Raw genomic sequence first — 17,833 nt, 5'->3', positions numbered from 1 at the left:
AATGTTCGTCTCATTCAAAAAACCTCCGCAACCCCATGTTTTCACATAACTGTTGCGTTGACCAATTGAATCTACAGCGAGCAATTTTATCAGCATATTTCCGGGCAAAACCTGACCCCGCTGTGGGAGTCACTGCACCACCTGGTGCCGAAAACGCCCAACGCCAACTGTGCGCCAGCGTACTGGAATTATCAGGAGATCCGCCCGCTGCTGCTGGAGAGCGGCAGCCTGATTGGCGCGAAAGAAGCTGTGCGTCGTGTGCTGGTACTGGAAAACCCGGCGCTGCGCGGGCAGTCTTCCATTACCGCGACTTTATATGCCGGTTTGCAACTGATCATGCCGGGCGAAGTGGCACCGAGTCATCGTCATAATCAGTCGGCGCTGCGTTTTATTGTTGAAGGCAAAGGGGCATTTACCGCCGTTGATGGCGAACGCACGCCAATGAATGAGGGCGATTTTATCCTGACCCCACAATGGCGCTGGCACGATCACGGTAACCCTGGCGACGAACCGGTTATCTGGCTCGATGGACTGGATCTGCCATTAGTGAACACTCTGGGCTGCGGTTTTGCCGAAGATTACCCGGAAGAGCAACAACCGGTAACGCGTAAAGAGGGCGATTATCTGCCACGTTACGCTGCCAATATGTTGCCGCTGCGCCATCAGACCGGGAACTCCTCACCCATCTTTAACTACCGTTATGACCGTAGCCGCGAAGTGCTGCACGATTTAACCCGCCTGGGCGATGCCGATGAGTGGGATGGCTACAAAATGCGCTACGTCAACCCGGTCACCGGCGGCTATCCGATGCCGTCGATGGGCGCCTTCCTGCAACTGCTACCGAAAGGGTTCGCCTCCCGCGTGGCGCGTACCACTGACAGCACTATCTACCATGTAGTGGAAGGTAGCGGACAAGTCACCATCGGCAATGAAATCTTCACCTTTAGTGCAAAAGATATCTTTGTGGTGCCGACCTGGCACGGCGTGTCATTCCAGACTACGCAAGATACCGTTTTATTCAGTTTTTCGGACAGACCGGTACAAGAAGCCCTGGGGCTGTTCCGCGAAGCGCGTTATTAATTTGGGAGAGAGAAAATGACTCAATATGTATTCGAACCACAAGCGCCCGTTACCGTACCGGTTGTTGGCAGTGATGAACAATTCCCCGTGCGCCGCGTTTACTGTGTCGGGCGTAACTATGCCGCCCACGCCCGCGAAATGGGCTTTGATCCGGATCGTGAACCCCCCTTCTTCTTCTGCAAACCAGCAGATGCCGTTGTTCCGGTCGCCGCTGGCGAAACGCTGGCGCTGCCGTATCCGGCGCAGACCGATAACTATCATTACGAAATTGAACTGGTGGTGGCGATTGGTAAAAAGGGCAGCGATATCCCACTGGAAAAGGCCCATGAATATGTCTGGGGTTATGCCACAGGCCTTGATATGACTCGCCGTGACCGTCAAATGGAAATGCGTCAGATGGGCCGCCCGTGGGAAATCGGCAAAGCATTTGATCTCTCGGCCCCCATCGCACCGCTGCACAAAGCCAGCGAAACTGGCGGTATTGATAACGCACCTATCTGGTTACAGGTTAACGGCGAAGATCATCAGCGCAGCGATATTCGTCATCTCATCTGGTCAGTGAATGAAACCATCAGCTACCTGTCAGGCTTCTTTGAACTGCAACCGGGCGATCTAATCTTTACCGGTACGCCAGAAGGGGTGGGCCCAGTAGTCAAAGGTGATGTGATCACGGGCAACGTCGAGGGCTTAACCCCTATCGCGGTGAAGATTGTCTGAGGTGCATGATGAAGCTGTACAGTTTTTTTAATAGTTCAGCATCGTACCGGGTACGCATTGCGCTGGCGCTGAAAGGCATTAATTACCAGACCGAAGGGGTGAATATCCGTATTGGTCAGCAAAATGAACTGGCCTATCGGCGGATGAATCCTGTCGGGCTGGTGCCGACGCTGCTGACTGACGAGGGCGAGTCACTCGGTCAGTCGCTGGCGATTATTGACTGGCTGGATCGTCACTACCCGCAAGTTCCGCTGGTGCCGCAGGAAGAACCGGCCCGCAATAAGGTGCTGGAAATTGTCTATGCCATCGCTTGTGATATTCATCCATTGAATAACCTGCGCGTGCTGCGCTATCTGACCGAAGAGCTGAACGTCAGTGAAGAAGAGAAAAAACGCTGGTATGCGCACTGGATCCAGCAAGGGTTAAGCGCGGTGGAACAGCTACTGCGCCAGAGCCAGTCGGGGCAATTTTGTGTGGGTGAGACGCCGACGCTGGCAGACTGCTGCCTTGTTCCGCAGTGGGCGAACGCGCTACGTATGAACTGCGATCTGAGTGGATATCCGCGCTGCAAAGCGGTGTACGACGCCTGCACACAACTGCCAGCGTTCATTGCCGCAGCGCCAGAAAATCAACAAGATAAAATTTCAGCCTGACCAGGAGAACCATAATGACTAAAGTGACACGCGCAGTAATTGTGGGAGGCGGGATCGGCGGTGCGGCAACTGCGCTGTCACTGGCCCGCCAGGGGATCAAAGTGGTGCTGCTGGAAAAGGCGCATGAGATCGGTGAGATCGGCGCAGGTATCCAGTTGGGGCCAAATGCGTTTTCGGCGTTGGATAGTCTTGGTGTTGGCGAAATCGCCCGCCAACGTGCGGTATTCACCGATCACATCACCATGATGGACGCGGTGAACGCCGAAGAAGTGGTGCGTATTGAAACCGGGCAGGCCTTTCGTGACCATTTCGGCGGCCCTTACGCGGTGATCCACCGCGTTGATATTCATGCCTCGGTGTGGGAAGCGGTACTGACGCATCCGAACGTGGAGTATCACACCTCTACGAATGTCGTGGATATTCGTGAGACGGAAGACGATGTCACCGTTTTCGACGATCGAGGTAATAGCTGGAGCGGCGATATTTTGATTGGATGTGATGGCGTGAAGTCAGTGGTGCGCCAGAGCTTATTAGGCGATGCGCCGCGCGTCACCGGTCATGTGGTCTACCGTGCGGTTATCGATTGTGCGGATATGCCGGAAGATTTACGTATTAATGCGCCGGTATTGTGGGCGGGGCCGCACTGTCACCTGGTGCATTATCCTTTGCGCGGCGGCAAGCAGTATAACCTGGTGGTGACATTCCACAGCCGCCACCAGGAAGAGTGGGGCGTGAAGGATGGCAGTAAAGAGGAAGTGCTTTCCTATTTTGAAGGCATTCACCCGCGTCCTCGCCAGATGCTGGATAAACCGACGTCATGGCGACGCTGGTCAACGGCCGATCGTGAACCGGTAGGGAAATGGGGGACTAACCGCATTACGCTGGTGGGCGATGCGGCCCATCCGGTGGCGCAGTATATGGCACAAGGTGCCTGTATGGCGCTGGAAGATGCAGTAACGCTGGGTAAGGCGCTGGCGCAGTGTGAGGGTGATGCGGCGCAAGCTTTTGCGCTGTATGAGTCGGTACGTATTCCGCGTACCGCGCGCATCGTCTGGTCGACCCGTGAAATGGGGCGGGTTTATCACGCCGCAGGGGTAGAACGTCAGGTACGTAACCTGCTGTGGAAAGGGAAATCGCAGGCAGAGTTTTATCGCGGCATGGAGTGGCTGTACGGCTGGAAAGAAGATAACTGTCTGCAACCACGCTGAGTACTTCTTACCCAATCAGGTGCACGGACGGTCCCCTCGCCCCTTTGGGGAGAGGGTTAGGGTGAGGGGAAAAATCTTGCCCGAATTAATCAGTAAGTCAGTTTGTCTGCAAACACCAGAGGCGCTAACATAGCGCCTCATTTTTTTGCGGGTGATGATATGCGTGTGTTACTGGCGCCGATGGAGGGTGTACTCGACTCTCTGGTGCGTGAATTGCTGACCGAAGTTAACGACTACGATCTGTGCATCACCGAGTTTGTCCGCGTGGTGGATCAACTGCTGCCGGTAAAAGTTTTTCATCGCATTTGCCCGGAGCTACAAAACGCCAGCCGAACGCCATCCGGTACGCTGGTGCGCGTGCAATTGCTGGGTCAGTTCCCACAATGGCTGGCAGAGAACGCCGCCCGTGCGGTGGAGTTAGGTTCCTGGGGCGTGGATCTTAATTGCGGCTGTCCGTCGAAAACGGTTAACGGTAGCGGCGGCGGGGCGACACTACTCAAAGATCCTGAACTCATCTACCAGGGTGCAAAAGCGATGCGTGAAGCTGTACCGGCGCATTTGCCCGTCAGTGTGAAAGTGCGTCTGGGCTGGGACAGCGGTGAGAAGAAATTTGAAATCGCCGATGCGGTTCAACAGGCTGGCGCTACGGAGTTGGTGGTGCATGGGCGGACAAAAGAGCAGGGGTACCGCGCGGAGCATATTGACTGGCAGGCGATTGGCGAGATTCGCCAACGGCTGAATATTCCGGTGATTGCCAACGGTGAAATCTGGGACTGGCAGAGCGCGCAACAGTGTATGGCGATCAGCGGCTGTGACGCGGTGATGATTGGTCGCGGAGCGCTCAATATTCCCAATCTGAGCCGAGTGGTAAAATATAACGAACCGCGAATGCCGTGGCCGGAGGTGGTTGCTTTGCTACAAAAATATACCCGTCTGGAAAAGCAGGGCGATACCGGGTTATATCACGTTGCGCGGATTAAACAGTGGTTGAGTTATTTGCGTAAAGAATACGATGAAGCAATAGAATTATTTCAGCATGTTCGGGTGTTGAATAATTCCCCTGATATTGCAAGGGCTATTCAGGCAATTGCTATCGATAAGCTGCGATAATAGTGGAATCGCAGCTTACCAGAGACAATGAGTCGTTTATTCAGCTTCATCATCTTGTTGCGCTCCTTTCATGAGCTAAGCCATATATTGCCACTGGCGCAAGGCGCGCAGGGGAAGGACAATCGCCTCCTCCCCCTGCAAGCCCGGGCTCTGGCGAACAAAATCGCCGTTGCGCGGTACCTTCAGCTTATCCCCTTCGTCTACCGTGTCGTGCGCGAGTTAACGTATATGGACGCTCCCTCAGCCCACATTCATGTGGGCTGTCCCGGCCTTCGGGGAACGCTTCAGCGATTTTGACGCCACCAACACCGGAGCTGTTTGCAAATCAAGTACACAAAATATCGAGTTCCTGACCTGACAACTTATATGCCATATCTGATTTTTAAAATATCATCTTAAATACGCCAGTCACCACCAGTAGTCCAATCAGGAAAATAATCAATACAGCCCAGAGTATAATTTTCATTGGCGTTCCTTTATTTGTGAGTGTCGAATAAGTATAGGAAAAAACGAAGCCCTTTGCCGTTACTCATAAGTGATTAAGATAAATCGGAGAATATCATTCACTTACTGTATATTTTTCTGAATATGTCGTTTTATTGCCACTGATGTATTGCCACGCGAAACTAAAAAATATATTGAATCACACGGTAATCTCCGCGCACCTTTTCTTACCTGACTATTCCTCCATGAATCGTGATTCCTTTTACCCAGCCATCGCCTGTTTTCCTCTGTTACTGATGCTGGCCGGGTGTGCGCCTATGCATGAAACCCGCCAGGCGTTAAGCCAGCAAACACCCGCTGCGCAAGTTGACACCGCATTACCTACGGCGCTGAAAAATGGTTGGCCAGACAGCCAATGGTGGCTGGAGTATCACGATAATCAACTCACTTCATTAATTAACTATGCACTGCAGAACGCACCGGATATGCAGGTGGCTGAACAGCGCATTCAGCTGGCTGAAGCCCAGGCGAAGGCAGTTGCCACTCAGGATGGCCCTCAGATCGATTTTTCTGCGGATATGGAGCGGCAAAAAATGTCGGCAGAAGGGCTAATGGGGCCGTTTGCTCTGAACGATCCTGCCGCAGGTACGACCGGTCCGTGGTACACCAATGGTACTTTTGGCTTAACGGCGGGCTGGCATCTTGATATTTGGGGAAAGAATCGGGCGGAGGTTACTGCTCGCCTCGGTACGGTTAAAGCACGGGCGGCGGAACGCGAGCAAACCCGCCAATTGCTGGCTGGCAGCGTTGCCCGCCTTTACTGGGAGTGGCAAACCCAGGCAGCGTTAAACACTGTTTTGCAGCAAATCGAAAAAGAGCAGAACACCATTATCGCGACCGATCGCCAGCTATACCAGAACGGGATTACTTCTTCAGTTGAAGGTGTGGAAACCGATATTAATGCCAGCAAGACCCGGCAGCAGCTCAACGATGTCGTGGGAAAAATGAAAATTATTGAGGCACGGTTAAGCGCACTTACAAATCACCAGATAAAGTCATTGAAGCTTAAACCGGTTGAGTTGCCGAAAGTGGCAAGTCAGCTTCCTGATGAACTGGGGTATTCATTGCTGGCACGGCGGGCAGATTTGCAGGCAGCGCATTGGTACGTTGAGTCATCGTTAAGCACCATTGATGCGGCAAAAGCGGCATTTTACCCTGACATCAACCTGATGGCCTTCCTGCAACAGGATGCGTTGCACTTAAGCGATTTGTTCCGTCATTCCGCGCAGCAAATGGGCGTTACGGCAGGCCTGACGCTACCCATTTTCGATAGTGGTCGTCTTAACGCCAACCTCGATATTGCAAAAGCCGAAAGCAACTTGTCTATCGCCAGCTACAACAAAGCGGTGGTTGAAGCGGTGAATGACGTGGCGCGGGCAGCCAGTCAGGTTCAGACGCTGGCGGAGAAAAACCAGCATCAGGCGCAAATTGAGCGCGATGCCTTGCGTGTGGTAGGTCTTGCGCAGGCCCGCTTTAACGCGGGTATCATTGCTGGTTCCCGCGTCAGCGAAGCCAGGATCCCGGCGCTGCGTGAGCGGGCCAATGGCCTGTTATTGCAAGGGCAGTGGCTGGATGCCTCCATTCAACTCACTGGTGCGTTGGGCGGGGGTTACAAACGCTGATGATATACGCCTTCTATACTTAACGTTTATTCAGCGTTAAGTGGAGAACTCGATGGCACAGGTCGCGATTATTACCGCTTCCGATTCGGGGATCGGCAAAGAGTGCGCGTTATTACTGGCGCAGCAGGGTTTTGATATTGGTATTACCTGGCACTCAGATGAAGAAGGGGCAAAAGATACCGCGCGTGAGGTGGTTAGCCACGGCGTACGTGCGGAGATGGTGCAGCTCGATCTCGGTAAACTGCCAGAGGGGGCACTGGCGCTGGAGAAACTTATTCAACGGCTGGGGCGCATCGATGTGCTCGTGAATAATGCGGGCACAATGACCAAAGCGCCGTTTCTTGATATGGCTTTCGATGAGTGGCGCAAGATTTTTACCGTTGATGTTGATGGTGCATTTTTATGCTCGCAAATTGCGGCCCGCCAGATGGTGAAACAAGGGCAGGGCGGTCGCATCATCAACATTACGTCGGTACATGAGCATACGCCGCTGCCGGATGCCAGCGCCTATACAGCCGCTAAACATGCACTCGGTGGGCTAACCAAAGCGATGGCGCTTGAGCTGGTCAGGCATAAGATTTTGGTGAATGCAGTCGCGCCTGGGGCTATCGCCACGCCAATGAATGGCATGGATGACGGCGACGTGAAGCCCGACGCGGAGCCTTCGATTCCCCTGCGGCGTTTCGGCGCAACGCATGAGATTGCCAGCCTGGTGGCGTGGTTATGCTCTGAAGGCGCAAATTACACCACCGGGCAGTCGTTAATTGTCGATGGTGGCTTTATGCTGGCGAATCCGCAGTTCAACCCAGAATAGCACAGTGAGGTGCGTGGTTATTTCAATGGGTAATATTTGGTAGGCATGGTAAGACGTGCAAGCGTCGCATCAGGCATGGTGCGACGGATGTCGGATGCGGCGCAAACCACCTTATCCGAGGCAATGGTTTTACGCCTGATCATCCGGCTTTTTCTTCCCGCGCCGTTTCAGCCACCAGCGCACGCCAACCACCAGAACCACGACCAGGATCAACCAGACCCAGTGCTTCAAATGCTGGTCGAGATTGTGCAACCACGGCGCAATCACCTGACCACCAGCATAACCGATAGTGGTAAAAATCAACGCCCAGGCAAATGCGCCGAGAATATTCAGCGGCAGAAAGATTTTCGGCGGCAGCTGGCTGGCACCAATCAGCGTCGGGCCAATGACCCGAAAGCCATACATAAAACGCGTACCAATGACAAACAGATACGGATGGCGCTGGATAAGTTTCTGCGCCCGCTCAATTTTATCCTGATGCTTAGAGAAGCGGCGTAACAGCTTGCCACCAAACCGCCGCCCGCACAGATAAAGCACCTGGTCGCCAATCATGCCGCCAAGCGCTACAGAAAGTACCACCAGCGGGAACTTTAATAACCCCTGATGTGCCGCAACGCCTCCCAGCAACGTCACGGTTTCACCTTCCGCCAGACTTCCGAGCACCAGCGCAGCATAACCATATTGTGAGATGAGTGTATTGAGATCCATAGGCCCGTCTGTCTCCCTTTGGTTGCTTGTAAGCATACACCCTGTGAATCATTCACGCTGAAAAAGGACGCTCATCAGACGGTGCAAATTCTATGAATGCACAAAAAATAATCACAAGCTGACTTATACTTGAACTGTCAGGTTCATGAACTCACAACAAGGGGGCGGTATGAGCCATGTCTGGGGACTGTTTTCCCATCCCGATCGTGAAATGCAGGTGATTAATCGCGAAAACGAAACGATTTCTCATCACTACACCCACCACGTTTTGCTGATGGCGGCGATTCCGGTGATTTGCGCCTTCATTGGCACTACACAGATTGGCTGGAATTTTGGCGATGGCACTATCCTGAAGTTATCCTGGTTCACCGGACTGGCGCTGGCCGTCTTGTTTTATGGCGTTATGCTGGCTGGGGTCGCGGTGATGGGGCGGGTCATTTGGTGGATGGCACGCAATTACGCGCAGCGTCCGTCGCTTGCGCACTGTATGGTCTTCGCGGGCTACGTTGCGACGCCGCTGTTTTTAAGCGGTCTGGTGGCGCTTTACCCGCTGGTCTGGTTGTGTGCGCTGGTCGGCACGGTGGCGCTGTTTTACACCGGCTACCTGCTTTACCTCGGTATTCCAAGCTTCCTGAATATCAACAAAGAGGAAGGCCTTAGCTTCTCCAGTTCGACGCTGGCGATTGGCGTGCTGGTACTGGAAGTGCTGCTCGCCCTTACCGTTATACTATGGGGCTACGGTTATCGTTTGTTCTAGCAAGTTCTTTTGCGTTGCATTGCTGGCGTAAATGTCAGCAATGCAGCATTTCCTCACGATTCTTCTTTGACGATCGCACTTTTTGCTCGTTATGATGGCGTCGCTAGCCTCAGTAAATCCTTACTCCGGCGGTGCGCAACCTGTGCGCGTGAACCACTATCTGAATGCTCATCATGCCGAAATTTCGAGTTTCTTTATTTAGCCTGGCCCTGATGCTGGCTGTGCCTTTTGCACCGCAGGCCGTTGCGAAAACGGCAGCCGCTACCACCGCTTCACAGCCGGAAATTGCCTCCGGTAGCGCTATGATTGTTGATCTGAATACCAACAAAGTGATCTATTCGAACCACCCGGATCTGGTGCGTCCGATTGCGTCTATCAGCAAATTAATGACCGCGATGGTTGTGCTGGATGCACGATTGCCGCTGGATGAAAAACTGAAAGTGGATATCAGCCAGACGCCGGAGATGAAAGGGGTCTATTCGCGCGTACGACTGAACAGCGAAATCAGCCGTAAAGATATGCTGTTGCTGGCGCTGATGTCTTCAGAAAACCGCGCGGCGGCAAGCCTTGCGCACCATTATCCCGGTGGTTACAAAGCCTTTATTAAGGCGATGAATGCGAAAGCGAAATCGCTCGGAATGAACAACACGCGCTTTGTTGAACCGACCGGATTGTCGGTGCATAACGTTTCAACTGCCCGTGACTTAACCAAACTGCTCATTGCCAGCAAACAATATCCGTTGATTGGTCAGTTAAGTACTACCAGGGAAGATATGGCAACCTTCTCTAACCCGACGTATACGCTGCCGTTCCGCAATACTAACCATCTGGTGTATCGCGATAACTGGAATATTCAGTTAACCAAAACGGGCTTTACCAATGCGGCGGGCCATTGTCTGGTGATGCGTACGGTTATCAATAATAAACCGGTAGCGTTGGTGGTGATGGACGCGTTTGGCAAATATACCCATTTTGCCGATGCCAGCCGCCTGCGTACCTGGATTGAAACCGGTAAAGTGATGCCTGTTCCGGCAGCAGCGTTGAGCTATAAAAAACAAAAAGCCGCCCAGATGGCGGCGGCGGGGCAGACGGCGCAGAACGATTAAGGGTAGGCAGGATAAGGCGTTTACGCCGCATCAGGCATTCGGAGCACGATGCCTGATGCGATGCTTGCGCATCTTATCAGGCCTACAAACGTGACGCGTCCGTAGGCAGGATAAGGCGTTCACGCCGCATCCGGCATTCGGTGCACGATGCCTGATGCGATGCTTCTATTTGCATCAGGCATCCAGCCGTATTTACTCCACTTCCTGCCAGTTTTTCCGCTTACTGGTTTTACCGATCCCCGGATTCATGCTGTTGGTCGGATCGTTCTCGCGATAGAACTTCTGCAACGTCTCCGGTGCTTTATACAAATGACCGACGTTATGCTCGGCAGGGTATTGCGCGCCGCGCTGCTGTAGCAGTTCCAGCATCTGTTCTTTCAACGCATGCACATCCACGCCTTTTTTAACGATGTAATCCTGATGGAAGACATAGCACATAAAATGGCCGTAATAGAGCTTGTGCACCAGCTGGCAGTCGATCTCCGGCGGTAAATGCTCATACCACTCGGTGTCGTTACGCCGCAGAGCGATATCCAGTGCCAGAATGTCTTCGACTTCATCGGAATGCACCGCCTGATAACGAATTGCTGCGCCCGCAGCGGCGAAACGGTGTAAAAACGCTTTGCTGCCTTCTTCCGGCGTACAGACAAAGAAATCGCCCTCGGCCTGTTTGAAATAATCCACCAGCCACGATTTAGCTTCGCCGACGCCATCGCCCGCCATTTTTAACAGCAGATGATGTTCATATTTATCGCGCCAGCTTTTCATGCGCGGTGGTAAATGGCTGGGGAACAAGTGACCGAATTTTTGCATCGCACGGTCGGTAAAATGCGGACGGAAGAATTTCACTTTCTCCAGCATCGCATCGGTGCGTCCCTTGAGATTAAAGAAGAACGGCATCTTGTCGGTGCCTAACTTATCAATCATCAGGAAGGTGTCTTTGCCGTATTTTTCCGCAATATCGTAGATATCCCGGTGCATATATTCCCCGGCAACTGGCAGATTTTCGAAATTAGCCAGGATATGGCGGCGGATTTCGGTCAGCACTTCCGGCTGGTTGGTGCCGATATAAAACACTTGCTGATTTTTTTCTGCTTCGAAGGTATCAAGACGTACCGCAAAGACGGCCAGTTTACCGGCGCAACCGGAGGATTCAAACAGGCGATCCGGGTCGGCGTTATAACGTGCTGGTGTGTCGGCTTCAATATCACGAACGCGGTGGACATAGTCATAATCGTGGGCGTGACGACCATCGTGGCGCACATCGTCATCTTTGATGCGATCGTCATCCAGCTTGCTAAGGATCTGCTCCGGCGTTTCGCCGAGATCAATCCCCAGATGGTTCACCAGCGTCAGTTTGCCGTCTTCATTTATACGCGCGAATAACGACATTTCGGTATACGCCGGGCCACGCTGCACCAGCGAGCCGCCGGAGTTGTTACAGATACCGCCGATGACTGATGCGCCTATACACGATGAGCCAATCACCGAGTGCGGTTCGCGTCCCAGCGGTTTGAGGGCTTTTTCCAGCGAATAAAGCGTGGTGCCCGGATAGGCCAGCACCTGTTCGCCCTTGCCAAGAACATGTAGTTTGTCGAGACGCAGGGTGCTGATGATCACGATATCGCGATCATAGTCGTTACCGTTTGGCGTCGAGCCTTCGGTCAGACCTGTATTGGCAGCCTGCATCAGAATAATTTTGTCGGCGGTGACGCAGGCTTTCAGCACCCGCCACAATTCCAGTAGTGAGCCAGGGAAAACGACAGCCAGCGCGTCGCCCTGACCAGAACGGAAGCCCTTGCGATAGCGGGCCGTTTTTGCGGGATCGGTGAGCAGGTGTGAATGACCGACCAGACGGGCAAGTTCATTCAAAAAGGCTTTATTATCAGTTGTTGTCATGGAAGACATTTTCCACTCCTTGTGGTGGCGAAAAAATATCACAAACTAGAATAGCGCCTTGTATGACAATTCAGCGAGTGAATATTTTGAAAATTCAGACAATAAACTGAGCATTCTTTTTCTCTCTCCATCATGCTTATGGCAAACTACGGTTTTTGCACCATTTTCGCTGCCTCGTCGGGCAACAGAGGAAGAATAATCCATATGAAATGGCTATGTTCAGTAGGTATCGCGGTGAGTCTGGCCCTGCAACCAGCACTGGCGGATGATTTATTCGGCAACCATCCATTAACGCCTGAAGCGCGGGATGCGTTCGTCACCGAACTGCTTAAGAAAATGACGGTTGATGAGAAAATTGGTCAGCTGCGCTTAATCAGCGTCGGCCCGGATAACCCGAAAGAGGCGATCCGCGAGATGATCAAAGACGGGCAGGTTGGGGCGATTTTCAACACCGTAACCCGTCAGGATATCCGCGCCATGCAGGATCAGGTGATGGAATTAAGCCGCCTGAAAATTCCTCTTTTCTTTGCTTACGACGTGCTGCACGGTCAGCGCACGGTGTTCCCGATTAGCCTCGGTCTGGCCTCGTCTTTTAACCTCGATGCGGTGAAAACGGTCGGACGTGTCTCTGCTTATGAAGCGGCAGATGATGGCCTGAATATGACCTGGGCACCGATGGTCGATGTTTCGCGCGATCCGCGCTGGGGACGTGCTTCCGAAGGTTTTGGGGAAGATACGTATCTCACTTCGATTATGGGTAAGACTATGGTGGAAGCGATGCAGGGTAAAAGCCCGGCAGATCGCTACTCGGTGATGACCAGCGTCAAACACTTTGCCGCTTACGGCGCGGTAGAAAGTGGTAAAGAGTACAACACCGTCGATATGAGTCCGCAGCGCCTGTTTAACGACTATATGCCGCCGTACAAAGCGGGGCTGGATGCAGGCAGCGGTGCGGTAATGGTGGCGCTGAACTCGCTGAATGGCACGCCAGCAACTTCCGACTCCTGGCTGCTGAAAGATGTGCTGCGCGATCAGTGGGGCTTTAAAGGCATTACCGTTTCCGATCATGGCGCAATCAAAGAGCTGATTAAACATGGCACGGCGGCAGACCCGGAAGATGCGGTGCGCGTGGCACTGAAATCCGGCATCAACATGAGTATGAGCGACGAGTACTACTCGAAGTATCTGCCCGGTTTGATCAAATCCGGCAAAGTGACGATGGCAGAGCTGGACGACGCTGCCCGCCACGTGCTGAACGTCAAATATGATATGGGGCTGTTCAACGACCCATACAGCCACCTTGGACCGAAAGAGTCTGACCCGGTTGATACGAATGCTGAAAGCCGCCTGCACCGCAAAGAAGCGCGTGAAGTGGCGCGCGAAAGCCTGGTATTGCTGAAAAACCGCCTTGAAACGCTGCCGCTGAAAAAATCGGCAACCGTTGCGGTGGTAGGGCCACTGGCGGACAGCAAACGTGACGTGATGGGCAGCTGGTCCGCAGCCGGTGTTGCCGATCAATCTGTGACCGTACTGACCGGGATTAAAAACGCCGTCGGTGAAAACGGCAAGGTGCTGTATGCCAAAGGTGCGAACGTTACCAGTGATAAAGGCATTATCGATTTCCTGAATCAGTATGAAGAGGCGGTCAAAGTCGATCCGCGTTCGCCGCAAGAGATGATTGATGAAGCGGTGCAGACCGCGAAACAATCTGATGTGGTGGTGGCTGTGGTCGGTGAAGCTCAGGGGATGGCGCACGAAGCCTCCAGCCGTACCGATATCACTATTCCACAAAGCCAACGTGACTTGATTGCAGCGTTGAAAACCACTGGTAAACCGCTGGTGCTGGTGCTGATGAACGGGCGTCCGCTGGCGCTGGTGAAAGAAGATCAGCAGGCTGATGCGATTCTGGAAACCTGGTTTGCGGGGACTGAAGGCGGTAATGCAATTGCCGATGTATTGTTTGGCGATTACAACCCGTCCGGCAAGCTGCCAATGTCCTTCCCGCGTTCTGTCGGGCAGATCCCGGTGTACTACAGCCATCTGAACACCGGGCGGCCGTATAATGCCGACAAGCCGAACAAATACACTTCGCGTTATTTTGATGAAGCTAACGGGGCGCTTTATCCGTTCGGCTATGGTCTGAGCTACACCACTTTCACCGTCTCTGATGTGAAACTTTCTGCGCCGACCATGAAGCGTGACGGCAAAGTGACCGCCAGTGTGCAGGTGACGAACACCGGTAAGCGCGAAGGGGCGACGGTAGTGCAGATGTACTTGCAGGATGTGACGGCTTCCATGAGTCGTCCGGTGAAGCAGCTGAAAGGCTTTGAGAAAATCACCCTGAAACCGGGCGAAACTCAGACCGTCAGCTTCCCAATTGATATCGAGGCGTTGAAGTTCTGGAATCAACAGATGAAATATGACGCCGAGCCTGGCAAGTTCAATGTCTTTATCGGCACTGATTCCGCACGCGTTAAGAAAGGCGAGTTTGAGTTGCTGTAATGCTTTAGTAAGGGCGCGACGTCTGCGCCCTTTAAGTATTTCTCTGATTCTGCAATTGAATCCCTCCGCTCAGGCTAACCCCGCCATTATCAACTATGCTTTTCTCTTAATTCGCTGAAAACAACAGTAAAAGAATGAGGAAAGCATCATGCCACTCTCAAAGCTCTGGGCAGGTTCACTGGTTTTGTTGGCAGCCGTGAGCCTGCCGCTACAGGCGGCTTCTGCCGTTAAAGTCGGTTCAAAAATCGATACCGAAGGCGCGCTACTCGGCAACATTATTTTGCAAGTGCTGGAAAGCCACGGCGTACCGACGGTGAATAAAGTCCAGTTGGGAACCACGCCGGTGGTGCGCGGCGCGATCACTTCTGGCGAGCTGGATATCTATCCGGAATATACCGGTAATGGCGCTTTCTTCTTTAAAGATGAAAATGATGCGGCGTGGAAAAATGCCGGACAAGGCTACGAGAAAGTCAAAAAGCTCGATGCAGAGCAAAACAAGTTAATCTGGCTAACGCCCGCGCCTGCAAATAACACCTGGACCATCGCCGTGCGTCAGGATGTGGCAGAGAAAAATAAACTCACTTCGCTTGCCGACCTGAGTCGTTATCTGAAAGAGGGTGGCACCTTCAAACTGGCAGCCTCGGCTGAGTTTATCGAACGCGCCGATGCCTTACCCGCTTTTGAAAAAGCCTACGACTTTAAACTCGGTCAGGATCAGTTGCTGTCACTGGCCGGTGGCGACACGGCGGTGACAATCAAAGCTGCTGCCCAGCAAACATCCGGCGTTAATGCGGCGATGGCTTACGGCACCGACGGCCCGGTCGCGGCGCTGGGGCTGCAAACCTTAAGCGATCCGCAAGGCGTGCAACCTATCTACGCGCCTGCACCAGTGGTGCGTGAATCGGTGTTGAAGGAGTATCCGCAAATGGCACAGTGGCTACAGCCAGTCTTCGCCAGCCTCGATGCAAAAACATTGCAGCAACTGAATGCCAGCATTGCTGTGGAAGGACTGGATGCCAAAAAAGTGGCTGCCGACTACCTGAAACAAAAAGGGTGGACGAAGTAATTTCCCGTGACTTATTTCCGTATTAATCCTGTTCTGGCGCTGCTGCTGTTGCTGACGGCAATCGCAGCGGCGCTGCCGTTTATCAGTTACGCGCCTAATCGTTTAGTCTCGGGTGAGGGGCGTCATCTCTGGCAGCTGTGGCCGCAAACGATCTGGATGCTGGTGGGCGTTGGTTGCGCCTGGCTGACCGCCTGTTTTATTCCCGGTAAAAAAGGCAGCATTTTTGCACTCATTCTGGCGCAATTCGTCTTCATATTGCTGGTGTGGGGCGCGGGAAAGGCGGCGACACAACTGGCGCAAAATGGCAGTGCGCTGGCGCGTACCAGCCTCGGCAGTGGTTTCTGGCTGGCTGCGGCGCTGGCACTGCTGGCCTGTAGCGATGCCATCCGCCGAATCTCCACGCATCCGCTGTGGCGCTGGTTGTTGCATATGCAGATTGCCATTATTCCGCTGTGGTTGCTGTATTCCGGCGCGCTTAACGATCTCTCGCTAATGAAAGAATACGCCAACCGTCAGGATGTGTTTAATGACGCGCTGGCGCAACATCTGACGTTGCTGTTTGGTGCGGTGCTGCCTGCGTTAGTGATTGGTGTGCCGCTGGGCGTCTGGTGCTACTTTTCCACTGCGCGGCAGGGGGCGATTTTTTCTCTGCTGAATGTCATTCAGACCGTGCCTTCGGTGGCGCTCTTTGGCCTGTTGATTGCGCCGCTTGCCGCGCTGGTTACGGCCTTTCCGTGGCTGGGAACGCTCGGCGTAGCAGGAACCGGAATGACACCCGCACTGATTGCCCTGGTGCTCTATGCCTTGCTGCCGCTGGTGCGCGGTGTGGTAGTCGGCTTGAACCAGATCCCGCGCGATGTGCTGGAGAGCGCCAGAGCGATGGGCATGAGCGGGGCGCAGCGATTCCTGCATGTTCAGTTACCGCTGGCGTTACCGGTATTTCTGCGCAGCCTGCGGGTGGTGATGGTGCAAACCGTCGGCATGGCGGTGATTGCGGCGTTAATCGGCGCAGGTGGTTTTGGTGCGCTGGTTTTCCAGGGGCTGCTAAGCAGTGCCATTGATTTAGTGTTGCTGGGGGTGATCCCGGTAATCGTACTGGCGGTGCTGATCGACGCACTGTTCGATCTGGTTATCGCACTGCTGAAGGTGAAAAGTAATGATTGAATTTAGCCATGTCAGCAAACTGTTCGGCACACAAAAAGCCGTTAACGATCTCAACCTCAATTTTCAGGAAGGGAGTTTCTCGGTGCTGATTGGTACATCAGGCTCCGGTAAATCCACCACATTGAAAATGATCAACCGTCTGGTAGAGCATGACAGCGGAGTGATCCGCTTTGCCGGAGAAGAAATTCGCTCGCTGCCAGTGCTGGAGTTACGCCGCCGGATGGGCTATGCCATTCAATCTATTGGCCTGTTTCCCCACTGGAGCGTGGCGCAAAACATTGCTACTGTGCCGCAATTACAAAAATGGTCGCGGGCGCGGATCGACGACCGTATCGACGAATTAATGGCGCTACTGGGGCTGGAGCCAAATTTGCGTGAGCGTTATCCGCATCAGCTTTCCGGTGGTCAGCAGCAACGTGTGGGAGTGGCCCGCGCGTTGGCTGCCGATCCGCAAGTCTTACTGATGGATGAACCTTTTGGCGCACTGGACCCGGTAACGCGTGGTGCGTTGCAACAAGAGATGACGCGTATTCACCGTTTGTTAGGGCGCACCATTGTGCTGGTCACTCATGATATTGATGAGGCGCTACGGTTGGCAGAACATCTGGTATTGATGGATCACGGTGAAGTGGTGCAGCAGGGCAATCCTCTGGCGATGCTGACTCGTCCGGCGAATGATTTCGTCCGCCAGTTTTTTGGCCGTAGTGAACTGGGGGTCCGCCTGCTTTCGTTACGTAGCGTGGCGGATTATGTGCGCCGCGAAGAACGGGCAGAAGGTGAGGCACTGGCAGAAGAGATGACGCTACGCGATGCGCTCTCCCTGTTTGTCGCGCGGGGATGCGAAGTGCTGCCGGTGGTAAACACGCAGGGCCAGCCTTGCGGCACGCTGCATTTTCAGGATCTGCTGGTGGAGGCGTAAGCGT

Annotated in this window: 17 protein-coding genes; 13 read left to right on the top strand and 4 right to left on the bottom strand. The window is 53.6% G+C overall.

Annotation, left to right across the window (positions count from 1 at the left end; all coding sequences use genetic code 11):
* Positions 1–69: 69 nt before the first annotated feature.
* From gtdA to dusC, 5 genes are all read left to right on the top strand, one after another.
* Complete coding sequence (gtdA, locus tag BEB42_RS14315) at positions 70–1,080, top strand: gentisate 1,2-dioxygenase (RefSeq protein WP_105267429.1); 1,011 nt, start codon at positions 70–72, stop codon at positions 1,078–1,080.
* Positions 1,081–1,095: 15 nt separating this feature from the next.
* Positions 1,096–1,797: a fumarylacetoacetate hydrolase family protein gene (locus BEB42_RS14310; RefSeq protein WP_000196040.1), complete on the top strand. Its 702-nt coding sequence runs from the start codon at positions 1,096–1,098 to the stop codon at positions 1,795–1,797.
* An 8-nt stretch (positions 1,798–1,805) separates the two neighbouring features.
* Positions 1,806–2,450 (top strand): maleylacetoacetate isomerase, encoded by a 645-nt coding sequence (gene maiA, locus BEB42_RS14305; protein WP_000781197.1) that lies wholly within the window; start codon positions 1,806–1,808, stop codon positions 2,448–2,450.
* Positions 2,451–2,464: 14 nt separating this feature from the next.
* Positions 2,465–3,658 (top strand): 3-hydroxybenzoate 6-monooxygenase, encoded by a 1,194-nt coding sequence (locus BEB42_RS14300; protein ID WP_000170161.1) that lies wholly within the window; start codon positions 2,465–2,467, stop codon positions 3,656–3,658.
* A 159-nt stretch (positions 3,659–3,817) separates the two neighbouring features.
* Entirely contained in the window at positions 3,818–4,768 is a 951-nt protein-coding gene (gene dusC, locus BEB42_RS14295; RefSeq protein WP_105267428.1) for a tRNA dihydrouridine(16) synthase DusC, read from the top strand.
* Between the two features lie 382 nt (positions 4,769–5,150).
* Here dusC and yohP read toward each other — a convergent pair whose 3' ends face one another.
* Positions 5,151–5,234 (bottom strand): small membrane protein YohP, encoded by an 84-nt coding sequence (gene yohP / locus BEB42_RS14285; RefSeq protein ID WP_000691708.1) that lies wholly within the window; start codon positions 5,232–5,234, stop codon positions 5,151–5,153.
* Between the two features lie 223 nt (positions 5,235–5,457).
* Here yohP and mdtQ point away from each other — a divergent pair, with 223 nt between their 5' ends.
* Entirely contained in the window at positions 5,458–6,894 is a 1,437-nt protein-coding gene (gene mdtQ / locus BEB42_RS14275) for a multidrug resistance outer membrane protein MdtQ (protein WP_001078154.1), read from the top strand.
* A 52-nt stretch (positions 6,895–6,946) separates the two neighbouring features.
* Positions 6,947–7,708 (top strand): SDR family oxidoreductase, encoded by a 762-nt coding sequence (locus BEB42_RS14270; protein WP_000079552.1) that lies wholly within the window; start codon positions 6,947–6,949, stop codon positions 7,706–7,708.
* Between the two features lie 17 nt (positions 7,709–7,725).
* Here the strand turns inward: BEB42_RS14270 and BEB42_RS27030 are convergent, their stop codons facing one another.
* Entirely contained in the window at positions 7,726–7,851 is a 126-nt protein-coding gene (locus BEB42_RS27030; RefSeq protein WP_255753470.1) for a hypothetical protein, read from the bottom strand.
* A complete protein-coding gene (locus tag BEB42_RS14265) occupies positions 7,838–8,416 on the bottom strand; it encodes a DedA family protein (RefSeq protein ID WP_001353099.1) in 579 nt (192 codons plus the stop codon). The genes BEB42_RS27030 and BEB42_RS14265 overlap by 14 nt, the downstream gene beginning before the upstream one ends.
* A gap of 169 nt (positions 8,417–8,585) precedes the next feature.
* On the opposite strand from BEB42_RS14265, the gene BEB42_RS14260 reads away from it, so the two are divergent.
* Together BEB42_RS14260 and pbpG are read left to right on the top strand one after the other, a co-directional pair.
* Positions 8,586–9,173, top strand: a complete 588-nt coding sequence (locus BEB42_RS14260; protein ID WP_010360277.1) for a Yip1 family protein — start codon at positions 8,586–8,588, stop codon at positions 9,171–9,173.
* A 173-nt stretch (positions 9,174–9,346) separates the two neighbouring features.
* A complete protein-coding gene (gene pbpG, locus BEB42_RS14255) occupies positions 9,347–10,279 on the top strand; it encodes a D-alanyl-D-alanine endopeptidase (RefSeq protein WP_001319943.1) in 933 nt (310 codons plus the stop codon).
* Positions 10,280–10,471: 192 nt separating this feature from the next.
* Here the strand turns inward: pbpG and dld are convergent, their stop codons facing one another.
* Positions 10,472–12,187, bottom strand: coding sequence for a D-lactate dehydrogenase (dld, locus tag BEB42_RS14250; protein ID WP_000097375.1), 1,716 nt, complete (start codon positions 12,185–12,187; stop codon positions 10,472–10,474).
* A gap of 195 nt (positions 12,188–12,382) precedes the next feature.
* On the opposite strand from dld, the gene bglX reads away from it, so the two are divergent.
* From bglX to yehX, 4 genes are all read left to right on the top strand, one after another.
* Positions 12,383–14,680: a beta-glucosidase BglX gene (bglX, locus tag BEB42_RS14245; RefSeq protein ID WP_105267427.1), complete on the top strand. Its 2,298-nt coding sequence runs from the start codon at positions 12,383–12,385 to the stop codon at positions 14,678–14,680.
* A gap of 148 nt (positions 14,681–14,828) precedes the next feature.
* On the top strand, positions 14,829–15,746 hold the full coding sequence (osmF, locus tag BEB42_RS14240) for a glycine betaine ABC transporter substrate-binding protein OsmF (protein WP_001131225.1): 918 nt from the start codon (positions 14,829–14,831) through the stop codon (positions 15,744–15,746).
* A gap of 6 nt (positions 15,747–15,752) precedes the next feature.
* Positions 15,753–16,910 (top strand): glycine betaine ABC transporter permease YehY, encoded by a 1,158-nt coding sequence (yehY, locus tag BEB42_RS14235; protein WP_000220839.1) that lies wholly within the window; start codon positions 15,753–15,755, stop codon positions 16,908–16,910.
* Positions 16,903–17,829, top strand: a complete 927-nt coding sequence (gene yehX, locus BEB42_RS14230; RefSeq protein WP_000569383.1) for a glycine betaine ABC transporter ATP binding protein YehX — start codon at positions 16,903–16,905, stop codon at positions 17,827–17,829. The genes yehY and yehX overlap by 8 nt, the downstream gene beginning before the upstream one ends.
* Positions 17,830–17,833: the final 4 nt, after the last annotated feature.

It is taken from the genome of Escherichia sp. MOD1-EC5990, assembly GCF_002965285.1.
In the GTDB taxonomy this organism is placed as follows: domain Bacteria; phylum Pseudomonadota; class Gammaproteobacteria; order Enterobacterales; family Enterobacteriaceae; genus Escherichia; species Escherichia coli_F.
Note: the sequence above shows the minus strand (reverse complement) of the source record. Positions and strands in the feature narration are given on the sequence as shown.

What these genes read in the sequence shown, in the direction of transcription:
- BEB42_RS14310 (WP_000196040.1), top strand. Translation starts at nt 1,096, where the DNA reads ATGACTCAATATGTATTCGAACCACAAGCGCCCGTTACCGTACCGGTT.
- maiA (WP_000781197.1), top strand. Translation starts at nt 1,806, where the DNA reads ATGAAGCTGTACAGTTTTTTTAATAGTTCAGCATCGTACCGGGTACGC.
- BEB42_RS14300 (WP_000170161.1), top strand. Translation starts at nt 2,465, where the DNA reads ATGACTAAAGTGACACGCGCAGTAATTGTGGGAGGCGGGATCGGCGGT.
- dusC (WP_105267428.1), top strand. Translation starts at nt 3,818, where the DNA reads ATGCGTGTGTTACTGGCGCCGATGGAGGGTGTACTCGACTCTCTGGTG.
- yohP (WP_000691708.1), bottom strand. Translation starts at nt 5,234, where the DNA reads ATGAAAATTATACTCTGGGCTGTATTGATTATTTTCCTGATTGGACTA.
- mdtQ (WP_001078154.1), top strand. Translation starts at nt 5,458, where the DNA reads ATGAATCGTGATTCCTTTTACCCAGCCATCGCCTGTTTTCCTCTGTTA.
- BEB42_RS14270 (WP_000079552.1), top strand. Translation starts at nt 6,947, where the DNA reads ATGGCACAGGTCGCGATTATTACCGCTTCCGATTCGGGGATCGGCAAA.
- BEB42_RS27030 (WP_255753470.1), bottom strand. Translation starts at nt 7,851, where the DNA reads ATGATCAGGCGTAAAACCATTGCCTCGGATAAGGTGGTTTGCGCCGCA.
- BEB42_RS14265 (WP_001353099.1), bottom strand. Translation starts at nt 8,416, where the DNA reads ATGGATCTCAATACACTCATCTCACAATATGGTTATGCTGCGCTGGTG.
- BEB42_RS14260 (WP_010360277.1), top strand. Translation starts at nt 8,586, where the DNA reads ATGAGCCATGTCTGGGGACTGTTTTCCCATCCCGATCGTGAAATGCAG.
- pbpG (WP_001319943.1), top strand. Translation starts at nt 9,347, where the DNA reads ATGCCGAAATTTCGAGTTTCTTTATTTAGCCTGGCCCTGATGCTGGCT.
- dld (WP_000097375.1), bottom strand. Translation starts at nt 12,187, where the DNA reads ATGTCTTCCATGACAACAACTGATAATAAAGCCTTTTTGAATGAACTT.
- bglX (WP_105267427.1), top strand. Translation starts at nt 12,383, where the DNA reads ATGAAATGGCTATGTTCAGTAGGTATCGCGGTGAGTCTGGCCCTGCAA.
- osmF (WP_001131225.1), top strand. Translation starts at nt 14,829, where the DNA reads ATGCCACTCTCAAAGCTCTGGGCAGGTTCACTGGTTTTGTTGGCAGCC.
- yehX (WP_000569383.1), top strand. Translation starts at nt 16,903, where the DNA reads ATGATTGAATTTAGCCATGTCAGCAAACTGTTCGGCACACAAAAAGCC.